This is a genomic window from Pseudomonas sp. MIACH (genome assembly GCF_001269925.1).
Taxonomy (GTDB): Bacteria; Pseudomonadota; Gammaproteobacteria; order Pseudomonadales; family Pseudomonadaceae; genus Aquipseudomonas.
Genome location: NZ_LHVO01000052.1, coordinates 139,952 through 157,131 on the forward strand (window position 1 = coordinate 139,952; position 17,180 = coordinate 157,131).

General features: G+C 57.7%; 14 protein-coding genes. 9 read left to right on the top strand and 5 right to left on the bottom strand.

The annotated features are described in order from the left end of the window. Positions 1–27 precede the first annotated feature (27 nt). The 3 genes from AD670_RS20120 to AD670_RS20130 all read right to left on the bottom strand — a co-directional run bounded on the left by AD670_RS20120 (position 28) and on the right by AD670_RS20130 (position 4,398). The gene (locus AD670_RS20120; RefSeq protein WP_053136321.1) at positions 28–1,089 is read right to left on the bottom strand and encodes a YCF48-related protein; all 1,062 of its coding nucleotides are present in this window, start codon (positions 1,087–1,089) and stop codon (positions 28–30) included. 105 nt (positions 1,090–1,194) lie between these two features. After that, positions 1,195–2,568, bottom strand: a complete 1,374-nt coding sequence (locus AD670_RS20125) for a DUF1329 domain-containing protein (protein WP_053136324.1) — start codon at positions 2,566–2,568, stop codon at positions 1,195–1,197. Positions 2,569–2,604: 36 nt separating this feature from the next. Then, entirely contained in the window at positions 2,605–4,398 is a 1,794-nt protein-coding gene (locus AD670_RS20130; RefSeq protein WP_053136326.1) for a DUF1302 domain-containing protein, read from the bottom strand. Positions 4,399–4,972: 574 nt separating this feature from the next. Between AD670_RS20130 and AD670_RS20135 the strand changes: the two genes are divergently transcribed. The 3 genes from AD670_RS20135 (at position 4,973) to AD670_RS20145 (ending at position 8,493) form a co-directional block, all read left to right on the top strand. Beyond that, positions 4,973–5,923, top strand: coding sequence for an SDR family NAD(P)-dependent oxidoreductase (locus AD670_RS20135; protein WP_053136329.1), 951 nt, complete (start codon positions 4,973–4,975; stop codon positions 5,921–5,923). A 737-nt stretch (positions 5,924–6,660) separates the two neighbouring features. Next, positions 6,661–7,707, top strand: a complete 1,047-nt coding sequence (locus AD670_RS32320; protein ID WP_371263192.1) for a methyl-accepting chemotaxis protein — start codon at positions 6,661–6,663, stop codon at positions 7,705–7,707. Between the two features lie 87 nt (positions 7,708–7,794). After that, a complete protein-coding gene (locus AD670_RS20145; protein ID WP_053136335.1) occupies positions 7,795–8,493 on the top strand; it encodes a DUF2889 domain-containing protein in 699 nt (232 codons plus the stop codon). A gap of 36 nt (positions 8,494–8,529) precedes the next feature. Here AD670_RS20145 and AD670_RS20150 read toward each other — a convergent pair whose 3' ends face one another. Both AD670_RS20150 and AD670_RS20155 read right to left on the bottom strand, forming a co-directional pair. Continuing rightward, on the bottom strand, positions 8,530–9,765 hold the full coding sequence (locus AD670_RS20150) for a CaiB/BaiF CoA-transferase family protein (protein WP_053136338.1): 1,236 nt from the start codon (positions 9,763–9,765) through the stop codon (positions 8,530–8,532). 17 nt (positions 9,766–9,782) lie between these two features. Further along, on the bottom strand, positions 9,783–10,580 hold the full coding sequence (locus AD670_RS20155; protein ID WP_053136341.1) for a crotonase/enoyl-CoA hydratase family protein: 798 nt from the start codon (positions 10,578–10,580) through the stop codon (positions 9,783–9,785). Between the two features lie 181 nt (positions 10,581–10,761). On the opposite strand from AD670_RS20155, the gene AD670_RS20160 reads away from it, so the two are divergent. Genes AD670_RS20160 through AD670_RS20185 form a run of 6 tightly spaced genes read left to right on the top strand, consistent with a single transcriptional unit; the run spans position 10,762 to position 17,161 of the window. Then, positions 10,762–12,450: an MFS transporter gene (locus AD670_RS20160; RefSeq protein ID WP_053136344.1), complete on the top strand. Its 1,689-nt coding sequence runs from the start codon at positions 10,762–10,764 to the stop codon at positions 12,448–12,450. Between the two features lie 10 nt (positions 12,451–12,460). Next, the gene (locus tag AD670_RS20165; protein ID WP_053136347.1) at positions 12,461–14,110 is read left to right on the top strand and encodes an electron transfer flavoprotein-ubiquinone oxidoreductase; all 1,650 of its coding nucleotides are present in this window, start codon (positions 12,461–12,463) and stop codon (positions 14,108–14,110) included. Between the two features lie 46 nt (positions 14,111–14,156). Further along, positions 14,157–14,948 carry an enoyl-CoA hydratase gene (locus tag AD670_RS20170; RefSeq protein WP_053136350.1) on the top strand — a complete coding sequence of 264 codons (792 nt, stop codon included), beginning with the start codon at positions 14,157–14,159 and terminating at the stop codon, positions 14,946–14,948. A 10-nt stretch (positions 14,949–14,958) separates the two neighbouring features. Beyond that, positions 14,959–15,402: a PaaI family thioesterase gene (locus AD670_RS20175; protein WP_082341009.1), complete on the top strand. Its 444-nt coding sequence runs from the start codon at positions 14,959–14,961 to the stop codon at positions 15,400–15,402. Between the two features lie 26 nt (positions 15,403–15,428). Continuing rightward, positions 15,429–16,439 (top strand): nitronate monooxygenase family protein, encoded by a 1,011-nt coding sequence (locus AD670_RS20180; protein ID WP_053136357.1) that lies wholly within the window; start codon positions 15,429–15,431, stop codon positions 16,437–16,439. 35 nt (positions 16,440–16,474) lie between these two features. Continuing rightward, positions 16,475–17,161, top strand: coding sequence for an enoyl-CoA hydratase-related protein (locus AD670_RS20185; protein ID WP_218187635.1), 687 nt, complete (start codon positions 16,475–16,477; stop codon positions 17,159–17,161). Positions 17,162–17,180 lie beyond the last annotated feature (19 nt).

Genomic DNA, 17,180 nt, shown 5'->3' on the forward strand with positions numbered 1-17,180 from the left:
ATAGCCGCCCTGATCAATCCCCGGCTTTCACCGGTTACTGACCACTTGCACACCTGACAAGCCAACGATGGCGACCTGCCCTTTGAGCAGCGCCAGCCCGGCAAATAATGCAGGGTGAACGTCTGGCAATGGGGCAAAGCTCTTGCCCTGATCGCTGCTGACAAGGACCGCGCCGGCTTGACTGGCCAGCAGAATGCGCCCCTTTTCATCGATAGCGCCGTCGACAAGCCCTGCACTGCCAGCGGTTTCCACGCGTTCCCATGTGCTGCCCTGGTCGCTGGACTTGTAAGCGTTGCCGCGCAATCCGTAGGCAATCAGATAGTGCTCGTTACCCAGCACCCCGAAAAAGCTGCCGGGGTAGCCTGTGGACAGCTTGATGAAGCGTTGCTGGCCAGCGTCGAGCACAAAGACCGTGCCTTGCTCGCTGGCGATATAAAGGCGCCCATTTATCCCGGTAATCGAGTTGTAATGGAACATCTCGGGGTTATCGACCTTCTCCACCCAGGACTCCCAGGTTTTACCGCCGTCATGGGTCCCCACGATCGTGCCGAAGGCGCCAACGGCGAACCCGTTTAACGGATCACTGAACCAGACGCCCAGCATTGGCTGTTCAGGTCCGTTGGCAAAGTTCAGCTTGATCAAGTCCAGGTACTGGGCGGCTTTTTCATCGCCCTGGCTGGACAGGGTTTCAAAATGGTCGACCAACAGTTTTTGCAGGCTGTTGCCGTCGAGCTGTTTTTCCCAGGTGCTTGCGCCATCACCGCTGTGCAAGACGATGCCATCGTGGCCCACCGCCCAGCCCTGCCGATCAGTAACAAATTGCACGGAGACCAGATCAGAACTCGCTGGCACCTTGGCTTGTTGCCAGCTTTTGCCTTGATCGTCAGATAGCACCACCAAGCCTCTTGCACCGACTGCCACCAGGCGCTGGCCGGCCAGCGTCACCGCCGTCAATTGCGATGTACTCGCGAGCCGATTGATCTGCGCGGGTGCATTTAATGGATCTTCATAGGGTTGTGCGTGCAGCGCGGCATAAGGCAGCAACCCTAACGAAAACACTCCGAAGAGCAGTTTGCGGTAACCCGTCAAGAGCACCTCCAAAACGGTCAAAACAGGGGGTAGCAATCACCACCCCGCCCTGTGTTAATGGCTGGACTGCGTGCAGCAGGTTATCGCTGCTCGCCCAGAATATCCTCAGCGAATACCGGCCCCGGCCATAGCGGCAGGTGACAGTAGGTTGGGTGAGAAAGGTTCCGACGTGTACCAACCCGTGCGAGTGTCAAATGGGAGTGATGCCAAACCATAGGCGCCTTTGGTGTGGTCGTACATCAACACCCCTTCGCTGCGAATCATCGGTACGCCCTCATAAGCGACAAACGGCAAGAAGTTCTGCGAGCGGTACAACTTGCCTGCGCCATCGTAGGCGTTGTAAATCGTCATGTTCCAGCTGTCTTCGTCGAGGTAAAACACCTTCTTGGAGTTGACGTGACGCTGACCCGGTTTGAGCGTCGCTTCCACGACCCAAACCCGATGCAGTTCCCAGCGGACTTTGTCGGGGTTGGCAAACCCTTTCTTGACCAGTTCATCCACCTTTGCCGAAACCGTGCGGTACGTGTTGTAAGGAACGTACATCTCCTTCTTGCCGAGTAGTTTGAAGTCGAAACGATCCATCTTTCCGTCAAAACCGGTAATCTCGTCGAAGGTAATCAGACCGCCGTACTGCGCAGCCACGGTGTCGTACTTGAACTCCGGCGCGAGTCGCACCCGGCGCTGGCCTGGCGAATAAGACCAGGCACTGTCAGCCTTGATATCCAGTCGTAGCGGCGAGTAGCGCATATCCTTGGAGCCCGACTTGGACGCGGGGGCATTGTTGGCGTTGACCAAGCGGTTACTGTACTCAGAGCTGGTTTTGGAACCATCCCAGTATTCGTGCTCGTAATGCACGTTAGAGTCGGTCACCAGCGTTTTTTCACCCGCGCTATCGATCAGATACGTCGCAAAATTGCCCACTTCGTAGGGCCGGAAGAACCGCGTGGAGAAGTTCCACATGGCCTCATAACCCGTTTTGGGAATTGGAAATGCGATCTGTGCATGAGCATCAGCCAGGCCAGTGTTATCGCCCTCAGTATGAGGCTTGGCGATATTGTTGATGGTATTGTCATGAGCAAACTTGGGCAGCGGTGGTGCACTTCGATGCGTGGGGTAAACATCGATGCGATAGTCAGGGTAGCGAGACAACAGTGCCTTGTTACCGTCATCGATTTTATCGGCATACTGCGCCATGTTTTTGCTGGTGATGGAAAATAACGGCTTTTCGTTGGCATAGGGGTCGATGTAAGGGAACCCACCGGCAGCGTTGATCGGTTTGTACCCGGCCGGTGGTTTGGTCAATGCCTTGGCAGGATCATAAGCCGGAATGCTGCCATCACTGTTACCCGCGATGGTTGCGCCAAACTCAGTCAAGGTGGTGCCGATCTGCTTGATCTCGTCGGCACTTGGGGCACCGAAGCCTTGGGCCGCCATGGCATAGGAGACTGCGATGGAAAGAAGGTATTTCTTGTAGTTCATGTTTTTCACCCGTCCGTTCCGCACTGTTGAAAAAACTCAGAAAGAAGTTTTCAAGCTCAACGACAACCAGCCGTGATCGTTCTGCGACCAATTTCCGGCACCGGTCATGCCTTCTCCTCCGGTCGCCGGATGCGTCGTGTGATTAGGCGACCAGGAATCGTTCCATGCCAGCTTTATAACGTGCGTCTGGTAAATATCCGCTTGTACGCCAAACGAATAAGTGATCTGCCCTTCCGCACCGGTCATGCCGCCGGTGGCCGCGTTACCTTGAAGGCCATAGCTGGCAAACACCGGCGAACTGATATCGACGCCCGGAAATACCTGCAACCAGCGTGGCGTGAAGTTGGTGGACAGCACCGTGGAGTTGCGCGTCACACACCCATAGGACTCATCACCTGAACCTGGAACGCCACTACGATTGGCACACAATGGCGAATCAGACCCTTTCAGCGGGTAATTATTGCCACCCAGAGGCGTGAACACGCCGCCTGAACTGATGCCAAATTCAGGGTTGTAGGTGACCTTATCCAAATGCTGGAACGCCAGTTCGGCGGACACTTCACCTGCGTCCCAAAGCATGGTTTCAGGCAACAGCTTTACCGCGTTCAGCACCAGGCCATAGACGTTTCCGCGGGGAGCATTTTCAGAGTCGAACCCAGCGATCACACCCGGGGCAACTTGAGCAAGCCGCCCCGTTACCGGCGTAAACAACTGCGCATTGCGCCGATAGGTGGCTTCCATCCCGAAGTTAACGCCCTCGATGTTTTGTTCCATCGCAAAACCAAAGAGCTGGTTCTTTTTCGGGTTGTAAAAGCTATCCAACGTGCCGTCAGGCGCGGTCGCAAACGGATTTGGGGTTTTCTCGTAGAACTCGCGGTAAACGAGGCTCATGTTGCCACCATCCAGGAAATCGGGTTGCCATTTGGCCATAACCCCCCAGTCGTGGTCGCCGCTGCCCGGTTTATTGTGAGTGGAGCCGATCAAAGGGCCGTCAGCCCCATAGAAAGCCGGCGATGCGGCTTCAAAATAAGTACCGCCCTCTGGATAACGATCGCGACGCCATTCCAGTGAGTACTGCCAGGCAAGCGAGAACTCAGGCGTGAGCTGCGTAGTACCGGTAAATTGATTCTGCGGCAGAAATAGCTCCTTGGCTTCCAGGCCAGGACTGAGTGCCGCTTTCTGTAGGTCCATGGCCGCTTGGCTATAGGCAATCGACGACTGCTTCGATTGCGGGAAGAGCGAGTTCCCCCAATAGATGTTGTGTCTGCCGAATTTTACCGATGTTGTGGTTTGACCAAGGTCAAAGGTATTGAACACAAAAGCGTCAAGCACTTCAGCATATGGCCCGCTCGTGTAGTTGCGGGTGTAGTCCGAATACTTGCCGTTTTTGAAGAACTCATTGGAAAGAAAGTTATTCGTTGTGGGGTCATCCACACCACCACCGTAGGTCGAGTCGTACCAACCCGCCGCGCTGACCCGCAGGCCGTAGCTCCCCTTGATGATCAAATCGAATTCGGACAGTACGTCGAGGCGATTCAGAATCACATCGCCCTTCTTGAAGCGATTATTACCCAACGCAACCGCGTTGTTGTTGGCATCCGCCGTGCCACTAGGCCCCAGCTTCAACCGCGAGTCCGTGCCTTCCCCGCGGATGCCCAGGTTATAGCGAACCGTGGTGTCCAGACGGCTCTGAATGTCCGGATTGCCAAAATCAAGACTGATTGCGTCGGCGTCGTTGATTACACCAGCCACCGCCAATGCCAACAATGACACCTGCAGGAGGTTACGCCGGTAAAGCCTATGCTGAGGTTGTGCGAAGCGAAGATTCATTATTATTGTTCTCCATCTCTGATGCCACACCCGCTAGGTGCCCATAGGAGGCGCCGGATACCGGCAACCGCTCCCGTTTTTTATTTTTATCTCCCCTCGCCGGGTTTCGCGAAAGGGTGCCTATCGATCACGTTTGGTGAACGACGTTCAGATAATTGTACATGGGCAGTAAGTTGTCAATCCCAACCTGGTAACGATTCGCTCTCCCGGCCATCCATACCCCCCTTCACGCACGGAAACGCTCCATGGGCGTCTGGCAACCGGCCGTTTCGTAACACGTGAAGGCGACCTGACGCGCACGGATTCTAAACGAGATCGCTGGTGCAGCTTGGTGACCTTAAGCCAAACATCGGATAACCGCTGAAGGATATTCTCAAAGGCCATGCGTACTGCCGGGAATTTTTCACCTCGCCCCGCTTGCCCTCCGGCGACAAACAACAGCTCGATCAGCTGTTGAATCGACTCCATCGCTTTTCGACACCTCAGATCGAGGATCCGGCATTGACGCCGAACGCATATATGAATAACGTTCAGAAATAGCCTTCAACACCAATAACAATCAGAGGGTCGTTTTATGAGCAAGGTCGATTTCAGCGGACGCGTCGCCATCGTCACCGGTTCAGGGGGCGGCCTTGGCCGGACCTACGCGCTGGAGCTCGCCGCACGCGGCGCTTCAGTGGTGATCAATGATTTGGGTGGTAGTTTTGACGGCAAAGGTGGCTCTCACCGGATGGCCGATCAGGTAGTCGAGGAAATCCGCTCTGCCGGCGGCAAAGCGGTGGCCAACTATGATTCAGTTGCCACCCGCGCCGGAGGCGAGGCTATCGTTCAGGCCGCGCTGGATGCCTTTGGCAAAGTCGACATCGTTATCAATAACGCGGGTCATCTGCGCAATGCGCGGTTTGAAGACCTGAATGACGAAAACCTGGACTCGATCCTTGATGTGCATCTCAAAGGCGCGGTCTACGTCACCCAACCCGCCTACAAAATCATGAAAAAACAAGGATACGGCAGAGTGGTATTTGCCTCTTCGGCCGCAGGTGTTTTCGGCAATGCACAGCAAGCTGCCTATGGCACAGCAAAAGCAGGGCTTATCGGCTTGATGAACGTTTTGTCGCTTGAGGGCAAGGAGCATGGTGTGCTGTGCAACGCTTTGTTGCCAACCGCCAACAGCCGCATGTCCGAGGCCATGGACCCAAAACAGCTCGAAGCCTTCGGTGCTCAGTACGCTGCCTTCGGTGAACATTTGGGGCAATCCTATGAGCCGGCATTTGTCACCCCACTGGTCGTCTACCTTGCCAGCGAAACTTGCCAGAGTACTCACGCCATCTATTCGGCTTCGGTAGGCCGCTACGCCCGCGCTTTCATCGGTATCGCCGATGGCTGGAACGGACCTCGACTTGAACCGGCCAGCGTCGAAGAGGTGGCGGCCAACTTCGAGCAAATTACCGACACCCGCAGCTATAGCATCCCTGGCTCGTTGTCCGACGAATTCGACATTATCAATCGCAATTTCCGCAAGTAAAACGCTACCGACAGCAACCGCCTCATCGAGGCGGTTGCATCGTTGACGAAGCCCGCCCCTAACAATAATAAAGGCACGTACCCATGGGCAACTTCTCGATCAAATCCAAACTGGCTTTCATGGCCGCGTTTGCAACATTGATGCTGGTACTGGTCGGTCTAAGCGGCTGGAATGGCATACGCCAATTAAGCGCTGCGCTGGAACACATCAGCAACGAAACAGATCCTGCGGTGAGTCATCTGCTGACCCTGCGCCTAGGGCAACTTGGCACGGTCAACTCGACCCGGGAAATGATCGGCTGGAATCTGGACCAGTTCGATACCATTGACGATAAAACCTCGATCATTGAAGAGGCTCACGCCTTCTATAGCGGCGTGGCACAGGACAAAGAGTCGGCAGAACGCATGGCCGCTCAAGCCTATGACAGCTACGCAAAACTGCCTAAAAACCCGGAAGAAATCGAGTCATGGAAATCCGTTCAGAGCGAATGGGCGAATTTCAAAGACAGCAATGACTCAATCCATCGGCTACTCGACCAATTGCGTACGGCCACATCCTGGGACGCATTACGGCAGAACATGAGTGAGATAACCGGTCTGGATCAGGTCGCCCAAAGCGCGGTCAACAACCTGGCCGTGGCACTGGATAAACTGATCAAGCTCAACAAGGGTTATGCCAACCAGGCAAAACTCGACGGCGAACAGGCCCAACAACGCGCACTGCACTGGATCCTGCTCATGTCTGGCGCTGCCGTGCTCGGCCTGGGTTTGATCACCTTTCTGGTCGCCCGCAACATTGTCGGTGCCCTAACCACAATGCGCGGCACCATCGTCGAAGTCGCCCAAAGCAATGATTTCACCTTGCGCGCTCAGGTTCGCGGACGTGATGAGACCAGCCAGACCGCCCGCGCCTTTAACCAATTGCTCGATAAGCTGCAGCTGTCGTTGCGCGAGGTGCTGAACAACGCCGACCAACTCACCCAGGTGGCCGACAGCGCGTATAACGCATCGCGCCACGTGTCAGCCTCCTCCACCAGCCAGAGCGAAGCTGCGACCCTGATCGCCGCGGCGGTCGAGCAGATGTCGGTCAGCATTGGTCAGGTCAGTGAAAGCACCCAGGACGCACTGCTGCGCGCTCAGCAAGCCGGCGAAACCGCAAGTCAGGGCAGCGCCATTATCACGCGCAATACATTGGAAATGGATCTGATCGCCTCGACGGTCAGTGATACCGGCGTCACCATTACTGATCTGGGGCAGCAATCAGACAAAATATCCCTGGTCATGCAGGTCATTCGCGACGTCGCGGAACAAACGATCCTGCTGGCCCTTAATGCCGCCATTGAAGCTGCACGCGCCGGCGAGCAAGGACGCGGTTTTGCCGTGGTGGCAGACGAAGTTCGCAAGCTCGCCGGGCGTACGTCAGTGTCATCGGATGAAATCGCGCAGGTGGTGACAACAATCCAAGCATCCGCGCGCGAGGCCATGACCCGAATGCTCAGCGTCACCGATCGCGTGGTGGCCGGCAAGCAGCTGTCGGACCAGGTAGCCGATCGCATGCAGACGATCCGTGTCAGCGCCAGCCAGGTCGGCGACGCCATCGACTTGATCGCCAGCGCCATCGATCAACAGAACACCGCCACACAAGACATCGCACGCAGGGTCGAATTGGTGGCGCGCATGAGCGAAGAAAACAGCCAGTCAGCGAGTCAGACGTCGGAAATCTCCAGCCAACTCAATGCCCTCGCGCGCTCGCTACAGGCTACGGCCGGCCAGTTCCGGGTCTGAATTGGATGTACCACGGGGAACGTTATGCAAAATGACTTGATTCCACTTAACGCCCTTTATGGTCAGGGCTGTTATCGACGACGGATCTTGCTTCAACGCAATGGCCGCAGCGTAATTGCCGAACTGGAAGACGACTATCACGGTTTTCGCCTGGCGCTGGAGCATGACGGGCACTACTTGACCCACATTACCGCCCAGAGCCTGCGCATTCCGACCACCGCCTGCCTGGAAGCACCGGCCTTGCTGCACGCGTTGGTGGGTCACCCTCTGACGCCGGATCGTTTGCAGTTTCGCAAAGACACGGCGCCTCGTCTGCATTGCACGCATTTACATGATTTGCTGTGGTTGTCGATGGCACACGCTGGCCGGTGCGAGGACTCGCGCCTTTACGACATTGAAGTACCGGACGTGCGTGAGGGTATGACTCGGGTCAATGTGCAACTCAATGGCCGGGAAATCCTGGCCTGGGAAACTGATCTCGACGCCTTGCTGGGGCCTGCCGAACAGGCTGGAAAACCCTTGCGCAATGGCTTTTCACACTGGGCCGCGCAGGACTATCGCGGTGACCGGCTGGAAGCGGCCTATATCCTGCAAATTGCAATAATGGTCGCTCGCGCCCGCCGACTGGATGTGGAGGCGATGCGTGCCGCTCGGGACCAGCCTGTCAAAGCACTGCTGGGCGCTTGCCATGCGTTTCAAGCCAACGTCATTGACCGCGCCCTGCCCGTATTGGGCACCGTGCGCGACTTCAGTGAGCGGCCGCAGGACCTGCTGCTGTTCGAGTGAAGGCGCCCGCTGGCGCCCGCCTCTTTCTACTGCCGCTCAGACAATACGATTTTGTCGCAAGTCCTGGACCGCACGGTCATCCAACCCCAGTAAGCCCTTGAGAATTTCCTCCGTATGTTCTCCCTGGAATGGCGGCGCCGTGTACTCGGTGATCGGCGTCCCGGAGAACTTCACCGGGTTGGCAACCAGCTTGACTTTGCCACTGGCTGACAACGCGTGGTCGGTTTCCACACACATATTGCGCGACTGAACATGCGGGTCGGCAAACACCTTGTCCAGGGTATTGATGGGGCCAGCAGGCACTCCGGCCTCATCCAGCGCGGCTAGCAAATCGCTTAATTTCCACGAGGCCACCAGTGGTTCAAACACGTCTCCCAACGCGCGACGATTGACTACGCGCAAGGCGATTTCCGAGAAACGTTCGTCGGTGGTCAACTCAGGATGACCGAGCACGTCGCACAGGCGTGCGTATTGCTCGTTATTACCGGCGACCACCATGATGTCGCCGTCTGCACAATGGAACATGCGTGACGGCATGCCGCCATTGCCCTCGGTCCCGCGCCGCACCGGCACGTCGCCGGAGACCAGGTACTGACTGGCGTAATGCGAGGTCGCGGCGATCAACGAGTCCAGCAAGGCGACGTCGATATGCTGCCCCGGCTCGCCGTTCAGATCCCGAGCATAGAGGGCTGCCTGAATCGCATACGCCGCATATTGACCTGCCAGGATGTCGGCTAGGCTGGGCCCGGTTTTCATCGGGCCACCGCCGGGGACATCGTCCGGCAGACCGGTGATACTCATCAACCCCCCCATGGCCTGGAAGATCGAGTCGTAACCCGGACGAGGCGCATAGGGGCCAGTCTGGCCAAACCCGGTCAATGAACAATAAATCAGGTTCGGGTTGACCTGTTTGAGGCTTTCATAATCAAGCCCGTAGCGCTTCAGATCACCGACCTTATAGTTTTCCAATAGCACGTCGCACTTGGCGACCAGTGCGCGGATCAACGCCTGCCCCTCCGGTTTCGCAATGTCACAACTGAGGGATTTCTTGTTGCGGTTGGTGCTGATGTAAAACGACGACTCGCGCGTGTTGTTACCCTCGGCATCCTTGAGGAAGGGTGGGCCAAACTGGCGTGAATCATCGCCCTTGCCTGGGCGTTCGATCTTGATCACTTCGGCGCCGAGGTCGGCAAGCATCTGTGCTGCCCAGGGGCCGGCGAGAATTCGGCTCATATCCAGCACGCGGATACGAGAAAGCGGGCCTTTAGCCATTTTGTTATGTCCTTTCCTTAACGTCCGATAAAACGCGCAGTACGTTTTTCGACAAACGACTGTACGCCCTCTTTGGCGTCTTCAGTGTTGTAGAGAAACTTCTGCGTCGATTGAATCTTCGAGTACGCCGTCAGCCAGCCTTGCCCAAGGGAAACACGCGCATTCTCGCGTGTCGCCTGAACCGCCAGCGGCGCTTGAGCCGCGATTTTTTCCGCGTACTCAAGGGCCTTTGCAAACTCTTCACCCGGCTCAACCACATCCTGCACGAAGTTCATGCGATAGGCCTCCTGGGCACTGAACTCGTCGCCGGTCAGGAGCACCTTCATCGCATTGCCCCAGCCTGTGCGCTCGACCATCCTGATCGTCGCGCCGCAGCCGGCCATGATCCCGCGCTTGACCTCCAACTGAGAGAACCGGCAGTTGCTCGCAGCGACCGCAATGTCGCTGGCCAGCATCAACTCGACCGCAACCGTAAAGCAAATACCTTTGAGGGCGATGACCACCGGCTTTTTGCGTAACGGTTCACGCAGGTTGAAAGGGTCTGCCTCACTGGCCGGAAACAGCACTTTGCCTTCCTTTCTCAGCGGCGCGATCTTTGGCATGTCCAAACCGGCGGTGAAGTGATCACCTTCGGCGTACAACAATCCGCAAAACAATTCCGGCGACTCTTCCAGTCGGGTAAACGCCCTTGCCAGTTCTTCGAACATTTTGGGTGTGAAGCCGTTGCGCTTTTCTGGCCGATCAATGCCGATCAGCAAAATATTGCCCTGTTGCCGGGCGGTTACTTGCCCATCTGGATCGCGTGTGTCGGTCATGCCCCTGCTCCCCCTAGTTGACTGCCTTGCATCGTGACATCGGTACCCTGCTCAACCCGCCATAAACCCATGCAAGCGCATTGACAGCCACCAAAGCTGTGTTCAGAATGATAAACACTGTTCACAATATTGACAATAGCATCAGTCCTGTTCAAGGACCGTTCCGACACCGGGTGGACACATGCCGCAGCGTGAACCTGAAACCTCTGCCGTCTCCTTGTCGCCGCTGCACTATCCGCTGTTTCGCGCAGTCTGGATCGCCACGCTCACTGCCAATATCGGCGTATGGATGCAGAACGTCGCGGCGGCCTGGCTGATGACGTCCATCAGTGACTCACCGCTGATGGTCGCGCTGATTCAGACCGCAATTGCGTTGCCTGCCTTTATGTTCGGCTTGCCTGCGGGGGTCATGGCCGACCTGGTCGAAAAACGCAAGTTGTTGCTGCTGACCCATACCTGGATGTTGATCGCCACGGGCCTGTTATGCCTTCTATTGCAGCTCGATGCCATTACCCCATGGAGCCTCTTGCTCCTGACCTTTTTGCTGGGCAGTGGCAGTGCCGCAAGCATCCCCGCCTGGCAGGCCTCTACGTCGGACGCCGTACCTCGCACAGCCCTGCAGGCGGCCATCAACCTCAACGGCATTGCCTATAACGCCGCTCGCGCTGTCGGACCGGCCCTCGCCGGGCTGGTCATCGCAACAGCGGGGGCCAAAATGGTGTTCACCATCAACATCGTTTTGTTCCTGATTGTGCTGTCGCTCTTCATCTTCGCGTACCGCCCCAACGTTGCCCCACCGCTGACAACAGAGCGACTGTTTCCTGCCATGCGTGGAGGATTGCGCTACGTCCGGCACGCCAAACCCTTGCATGGCCACATCATTCGCACCTTCGCCTTTATCGGCTGCGCGAGCGGTTTATGGGCGCTACTACCATTGGTGGCAAAAAATATCGAGACGGGAGGTTCCAGTGTTTATGGGCTGTTGCTGGGCAGTCTGGGCGCTGGCGCGGTGGCAGGCGGTTTATTGCTACAACGCTTTCGCAATCACGTCAGCAACCTGCAGCAGTTGGTGATGGTGTCGAACCTTGCGTTTGCCGGCGCCATATTAATTGCCGCCTGGGCGACTTCACTCTGGGTGATTTGCCCCGCGCTGATCATCGGTGGCGCAAGTTGGATCAGTTTCAACTCAACCATCAGTGCAGCCTATCAAACCAGCCTTCCCGCCTGGGTCAGGGCGCGGGCATTGGCCGTTTTCATGCTGACCTTTCAGGGCTCCATGGCGCTGGGAGGGGTGTTTTGGGGCAGCATTGCCAGTCATTTGAGCGTCGCCCAGACCTTGACGCTGGCAGCTGGTCTGATTGGCCTGAGCCTGCTGCTGACCCGTAGGTTGCCCGTTCGCATGGGCCACGATGATGACGTCACGTTGTCGCAACACTGGGCAGAACCAACGATCGTGGGCCACCTGGGACCCGATGATGGCCCGGTAGCGGTGCAGGTCGACTATCACATCCCGTACGAAAACCGTCTCGCGTTCACCCAAAGCATTTATCAGTTAGGCAAGGTTCGCCGTCGTGACGGGGCCAGCCATTGGCTGCTGTACCGTGATATCGCCGACCCGGCGCATTTCAGCGAGCGCTTCATCATTGCCTCCTGGGGTGAACATCAACGCCAGCGGGGACGCTCGACGCTGGCCGACCGAGAGCAGGAACAAGCACTGCGTCAGTTCTTCAAGCCCGGTTCAAGCGCGGTGATGTCGCTGTATATCGTCGCGCCCTATCCCGACGCCGCGGCAGATACCGCCATCCGAAAAACAACCGAGGCCATCGTAGCCGTTGGTACACCGCCCCCTGGAGGAAAGAGTTTTGTCTGATCGTGAATACATGGAATTCGACGTGGTCATCGTCGGCGCTGGCCCGGCAGGCCTGTCCGCCGCCTGCCGCCTGAAGCAGAAGGCCGCCGAAGCCGGTAAGGAAATCAGCGTCTGCGTGGTCGAGAAAGGCTCCGAAGTCGGCGCACACATCCTCTCCGGTGCCGTGTTTGAACCACGCGCCCTGAACGAACTGTTCCCGGACTGGAAAGCCCTCGGCGCCCCGCTCAACACCCCCGTGGTGCGCGATGACATCTATGTACTGCGCAGCCCCGAAGCGTCCACCAAAGTGCCTGACTTCTTTGTGCCCAAGACCATGCACAACGAAGGCAACTACATCATCTCCCTGGGCAACCTGTGCCGCTGGCTGGCCCAGCAGGCCGAGAACCTGGGCGTGGAAGTCTACCCAGGCTTCGCCGCCCAGGAAGCGCTGTTCGACGAAAACGGCGTGGTCCGCGGAATCATCACCGGCGACCTCGGCGTCGACCGCGAAGGCAACCCCAAAGAAGGCGTGTACACCCCCGGCATGGAACTGCGTGGCAAGTACACGCTGTTCGCCGAAGGCTGCCGTGGCCATATCGGCAAGCAACTGATCCAGCGCTTCAACCTGAACAGCGACGCCGACGCCCAGCACTACGGCATCGGCCTCAAGGAAATCTGGGAGATCGATCCGGCCAAGCATCAGCCAGGCCTGGTGGTCCACACCGCCGGCTGGCCGCTGGACATCATGAGCAACGAGAACACCGGAGGTTCCTTCCTTTATCACCTGGAAAACAACCAGGTGGTGGTGGGTCTGATCGTTGATCTGTCCTACAGCAATACCTTCCTGTCGCCGTTCGATGAATTCCAGCGCCTCAAGCACCACCCGGTGCTGGCCCAATACCTGGAAGGCGGCAAGCGCATCAGCTACGGCGCCCGTGCCATCTGCAAAGGCGGCCTGAACTCGCTGCCGAAAATGGTCTTCAACGGCGGCGCGCTGATCGGTTGCGACCTCGGCACGCTTAACTTTGCCAAGATCAAAGGCAGCCACACCGCGATGAAGTCCGGCATGCTCGCCGCCGACGCCGTGGCCGACCGCCTGTTTGCAGAGTCCGAAGGCGGTGATGAATTGACCGCTTACGTCGACAGCTTCAAATCCAGCTGGCTCTATGAAGAACTGTTCGCCAGTCGCAACTTCGGCGCTGCCGTGCACAAGTTCGGCGCCATCCTCGGCGGCGGTTTCAACTGGCTGGACCAGAACATCTTTGCCGGCAAGCTGCCCTTCACCCTGCACGACAACAAACCGGACTACGCCTGCCTGAAGCTGGCAAAAGACAGCACAAAGATCAACTACCCCAAACCCGACGGCAAGCTGAGCTTCGACAAGCTGAGTTCGGTGTTCCTCTCCAGTACCAACCATGAAGAAGAACAACCATGCCACTTGAAGCTCAAGGACCCGAGCATCCCGATCGGCACCAACCTGCCGCTCTACGATGAACCGGCGCAGCGCTACTGCCCGGCTGGCGTGTACGAAGTGATCGCCCAGGAAGACGGCGAGAAACGCTTCCAGATCAACGCGCAGAACTGCGTGCACTGCAAGACCTGCGACATCAAAGACCCGTCGCAGAACATCACCTGGTGGGTGCCTGAAGGGGCCGGTGGTCCCAACTATCCCAATATGTAAACCGCCGCAAACCGTCCTTGCGACGTCCAGCAACCTGGAGCCAGACATGAGCTATCAACACTTGACCCCGCACACGCTGATCCTTGAGGTGCATGACCGGGTCGGCCTGATCCGCTTGAACCGCCCCGAAGCCTACAACGCCCTCAACGATCAGTTGATGGATGAACTGACACTGGCACTCGATGCTTTCGAAGCTGACGACGCTATTGGAGCGATTGTCATCACTGGCAGTGACAAGGCGTTCGCCGCCGGGGCAGACATCAAGATGATGCGCGAGTGGGACATGATGAACGTGTTCAAACGCCAGTTCATCACGGCCAATTGGGAGCGCGCGACGCGCTGTCGTAAACCGGTTGTGGCGGCAGTCGCCGGTTTGGCATTGGGTGGCGGCTGCGAGCTGGCGATGATGTGCGACATCATCCTCGCTGCCGACAACGCCCGCTTCGCCTTGCCGGAAATCACCCTCGCCACGATTCCCGGCGCCGGCGGTACGCAGCGGCTGACCCGCGCCATTGGCAAATCCAAGGCCATGGAAATGATCCTGAGCGGGCGTCCCATGCTCGCCGAAGAGGCCGAACACTGTGGATTGGTCAGTCAGGTGCTACCCGTCGCCGAGCTGCTGGATCAAGCGCTGCTGCTGGCGAAGAAAATTGCCAGTTTCTCGCTACCGGTCTCGATGATTGCCAAGGAATGCGTCAACCGAGCGTTCGAAAGCTCCCTGACAGAAGGTGTGATGTACGAGCGCCGCATGTCCTACGTCACTTTCGGCACTGAGGATCAGAAAGAAGGGATGGCAGCCTTCAGCGAAAAACGCGCTGCTGTGTTTAAACATCGCTGAGGGCGGGGCCATGAGCATAAAAGAAGATAGCGCAACGCTGATGCCCTATTCCGAATACCGCATGGAAGTACCTTTTCTCGATCACTTGAGCGTTCTGGTCGAACGCCAGGATAAAGGCGCAACCATGGTGGTAAATCTCGATAGAAAGCACATGAACGGCGGCATGCAGGCACATGGGGGCTTGATCATGACGTTGCTCGACATGGCAATGGCCAGCGCCGCCCGGCATGGCGATGACCTTGATCGCTCCAGTGTCACCGTGGAGATGAAATGCAACTTCATCCGCCCCGGTGGCGCGGTTGGCGCAACCTTGCGCGCCAGCGGCCGCTTGCGCCACGGGACTCGCTCTCTGGCATTTTGCGAAGGTGATTTATATGACCTTGAGGGCCAATTGATTGCCACCGCCAGCGGCACATTCAAGTACCTGAACAAGCCGCTCAACGGCGATATCTGAACCTGACGATAACCCGGAGACTCTCAATGCGTGAAGCTCTGTTCAAGACGCGGATTACCGAAATGCTCGGTATCCGCCACCCCATTCTGTGCGGCGGCATGGGGCCCAAAGTGTCTGATTCGCGCTACGTGGCCGCTGTCGTCAGGGCCGGCGGCATGGGTTTTATCGTCGCCGCCGGCTTTCCCGACCCCGACGAATTTCGTGATCAGCTGCGTACCTGCAAAGCATTGACCGGTGGAATGCCTTTTGGCGTAAACCTCTACATTTCCCGCCAAGCCGGCGGTGCCGAGCGCCTGGGCCGTCAGTTGCAAATTCTTATCGACGAAGAAGTGATGTGCGTGGAGACCGCCGGGGCCAGTCCGCAACCCATCATTGCGCGCCTTAAAGAAGCCGGGATCAAGATTCTGCACAAGGTGCCCGCCGTGAAATACGCCCATACAGCTGCCCGTTTTGGCGTCGATGCCGTGATCATTGTCGGGAATGACTGCGGAGGACACCCGGGTATATTCGGCATCAGCAGCATGGTCCAGGGTGCACATGGCCCCGCCGTCATTGATCTGCCGGTGATCATCGGCGGCGGTATCGGCACGGGTAAGCAAGTCGCTGCGACCCTTGCCATGGGGGCCGATGCAGTGATCATGGGCTCGCGCATGTTGGTGGCTGAAGAGTTGAACATTCATGAGCACTACAAACAGCTGGTAGTGAGGGGGGATGGCAGCGAAAGCGTAGTGGTCAAGAAAGCCATCCGCGACCACCACCGGGTATTGCACAACGACAGTGCTCGGGCCGTGATCGAGCTGGATGAAGCCCAGGTAACCGACTTCGAACAATACCGTCCGCATGTGATCGGCGCTCTTGCCACCCAGGCCTACGCCTCGGGGGACAGCAGTAAGGGCATGCTGGACTATGGACCCGCTGTGATTTTTGCCGATGCCATCAAACCAGTCGAACTCATCTTCGATGAAATGCTCGACGACGCAATGCAAGCCATGCGGCGTCTCAACGCATTGGCACTGGTCGACAGGCACTCTGTATGACGACTGACGTTCTGATCCAATCCCGAAGTAACGGTGTGCTGGCACTGACCCTGAACCGCCCGGCAGCGCGCAATGCGCTTAATCTGGAACTGGCCCGGGCGCTGATCCTGGCGCTGACGGCGTTCGAGAATGATCCCGAGTTGCGCGTGGCCACCTTGACCGGGAGTGGCCCGGCATTTTGCGCCGGGCTCGACCTCAAAGACTTTTCAGCACCCGATGCACCTCGCCATGAAGTCGCGGCACTGCTCGACTTGGTGCCCAACCTGAGCAAGCCAATTATCTCCGCCGTGAACGGAGCGGCCATGACCGGCGGGCTGGAACTGGCCTTGGGCTGCGATTTCATCATTGCCTCCACACTGGCTCGGTTTGCCGACACCCATACCAAAATCGGCGCGTTGTCGGGAAGCGGTGCGACATCACGCTTGCCTTTCGCTGTTGGCGTGCGGTGGGGCAAACAGCTGAGCCTGACCGGCCAGCCGATCGACGCCGAAACGGCGCTGCGCATCGGGCTTGTCAACGAATTGCAGGCACCAGAGACCTTACTCGCTTACGTGCAGGGCCTTGCAGAATGCATCGCAAGCCACGACGCTCATCTGGTGGGCACGGTCAAACGTGTACTGGATGATGGCGCGCGCAGCTCGCTGGCCAATGCCCAACAACTGGAAAAGAAGGCGCTGGCGGCCAGCAAGCTAAAGGGCGGCACAACATGGAAAACCCCCTGAAACGCCCGCCTTGCTCTGG

Coding starts and splice junctions, on each gene's coding strand:
- AD670_RS20130 (WP_053136326.1), bottom strand. CDS start 4,398: ATGAATCTTCGCTTCGCACAACCTCAGCATAGGCTTTACCGGCGTAAC.
- AD670_RS20175 (WP_082341009.1), top strand. CDS start 14,959: ATGAGCATAAAAGAAGATAGCGCAACGCTGATGCCCTATTCCGAATAC.
- AD670_RS20180 (WP_053136357.1), top strand. CDS start 15,429: ATGCGTGAAGCTCTGTTCAAGACGCGGATTACCGAAATGCTCGGTATC.
- AD670_RS20165 (WP_053136347.1), top strand. CDS start 12,461: ATGGAATTCGACGTGGTCATCGTCGGCGCTGGCCCGGCAGGCCTGTCC.
- AD670_RS20135 (WP_053136329.1), top strand. CDS start 4,973: ATGAGCAAGGTCGATTTCAGCGGACGCGTCGCCATCGTCACCGGTTCA.
- AD670_RS20155 (WP_053136341.1), bottom strand. CDS start 10,580: ATGACCGACACACGCGATCCAGATGGGCAAGTAACCGCCCGGCAACAG.
- AD670_RS20125 (WP_053136324.1), bottom strand. CDS start 2,568: ATGAACTACAAGAAATACCTTCTTTCCATCGCAGTCTCCTATGCCATG.
- AD670_RS32320 (WP_371263192.1), top strand. CDS start 6,661: ATGTCTGGCGCTGCCGTGCTCGGCCTGGGTTTGATCACCTTTCTGGTC.
- AD670_RS20170 (WP_053136350.1), top strand. CDS start 14,157: ATGAGCTATCAACACTTGACCCCGCACACGCTGATCCTTGAGGTGCAT.
- AD670_RS20150 (WP_053136338.1), bottom strand. CDS start 9,765: ATGGCTAAAGGCCCGCTTTCTCGTATCCGCGTGCTGGATATGAGCCGA.
- AD670_RS20160 (WP_053136344.1), top strand. CDS start 10,762: ATGCCGCAGCGTGAACCTGAAACCTCTGCCGTCTCCTTGTCGCCGCTG.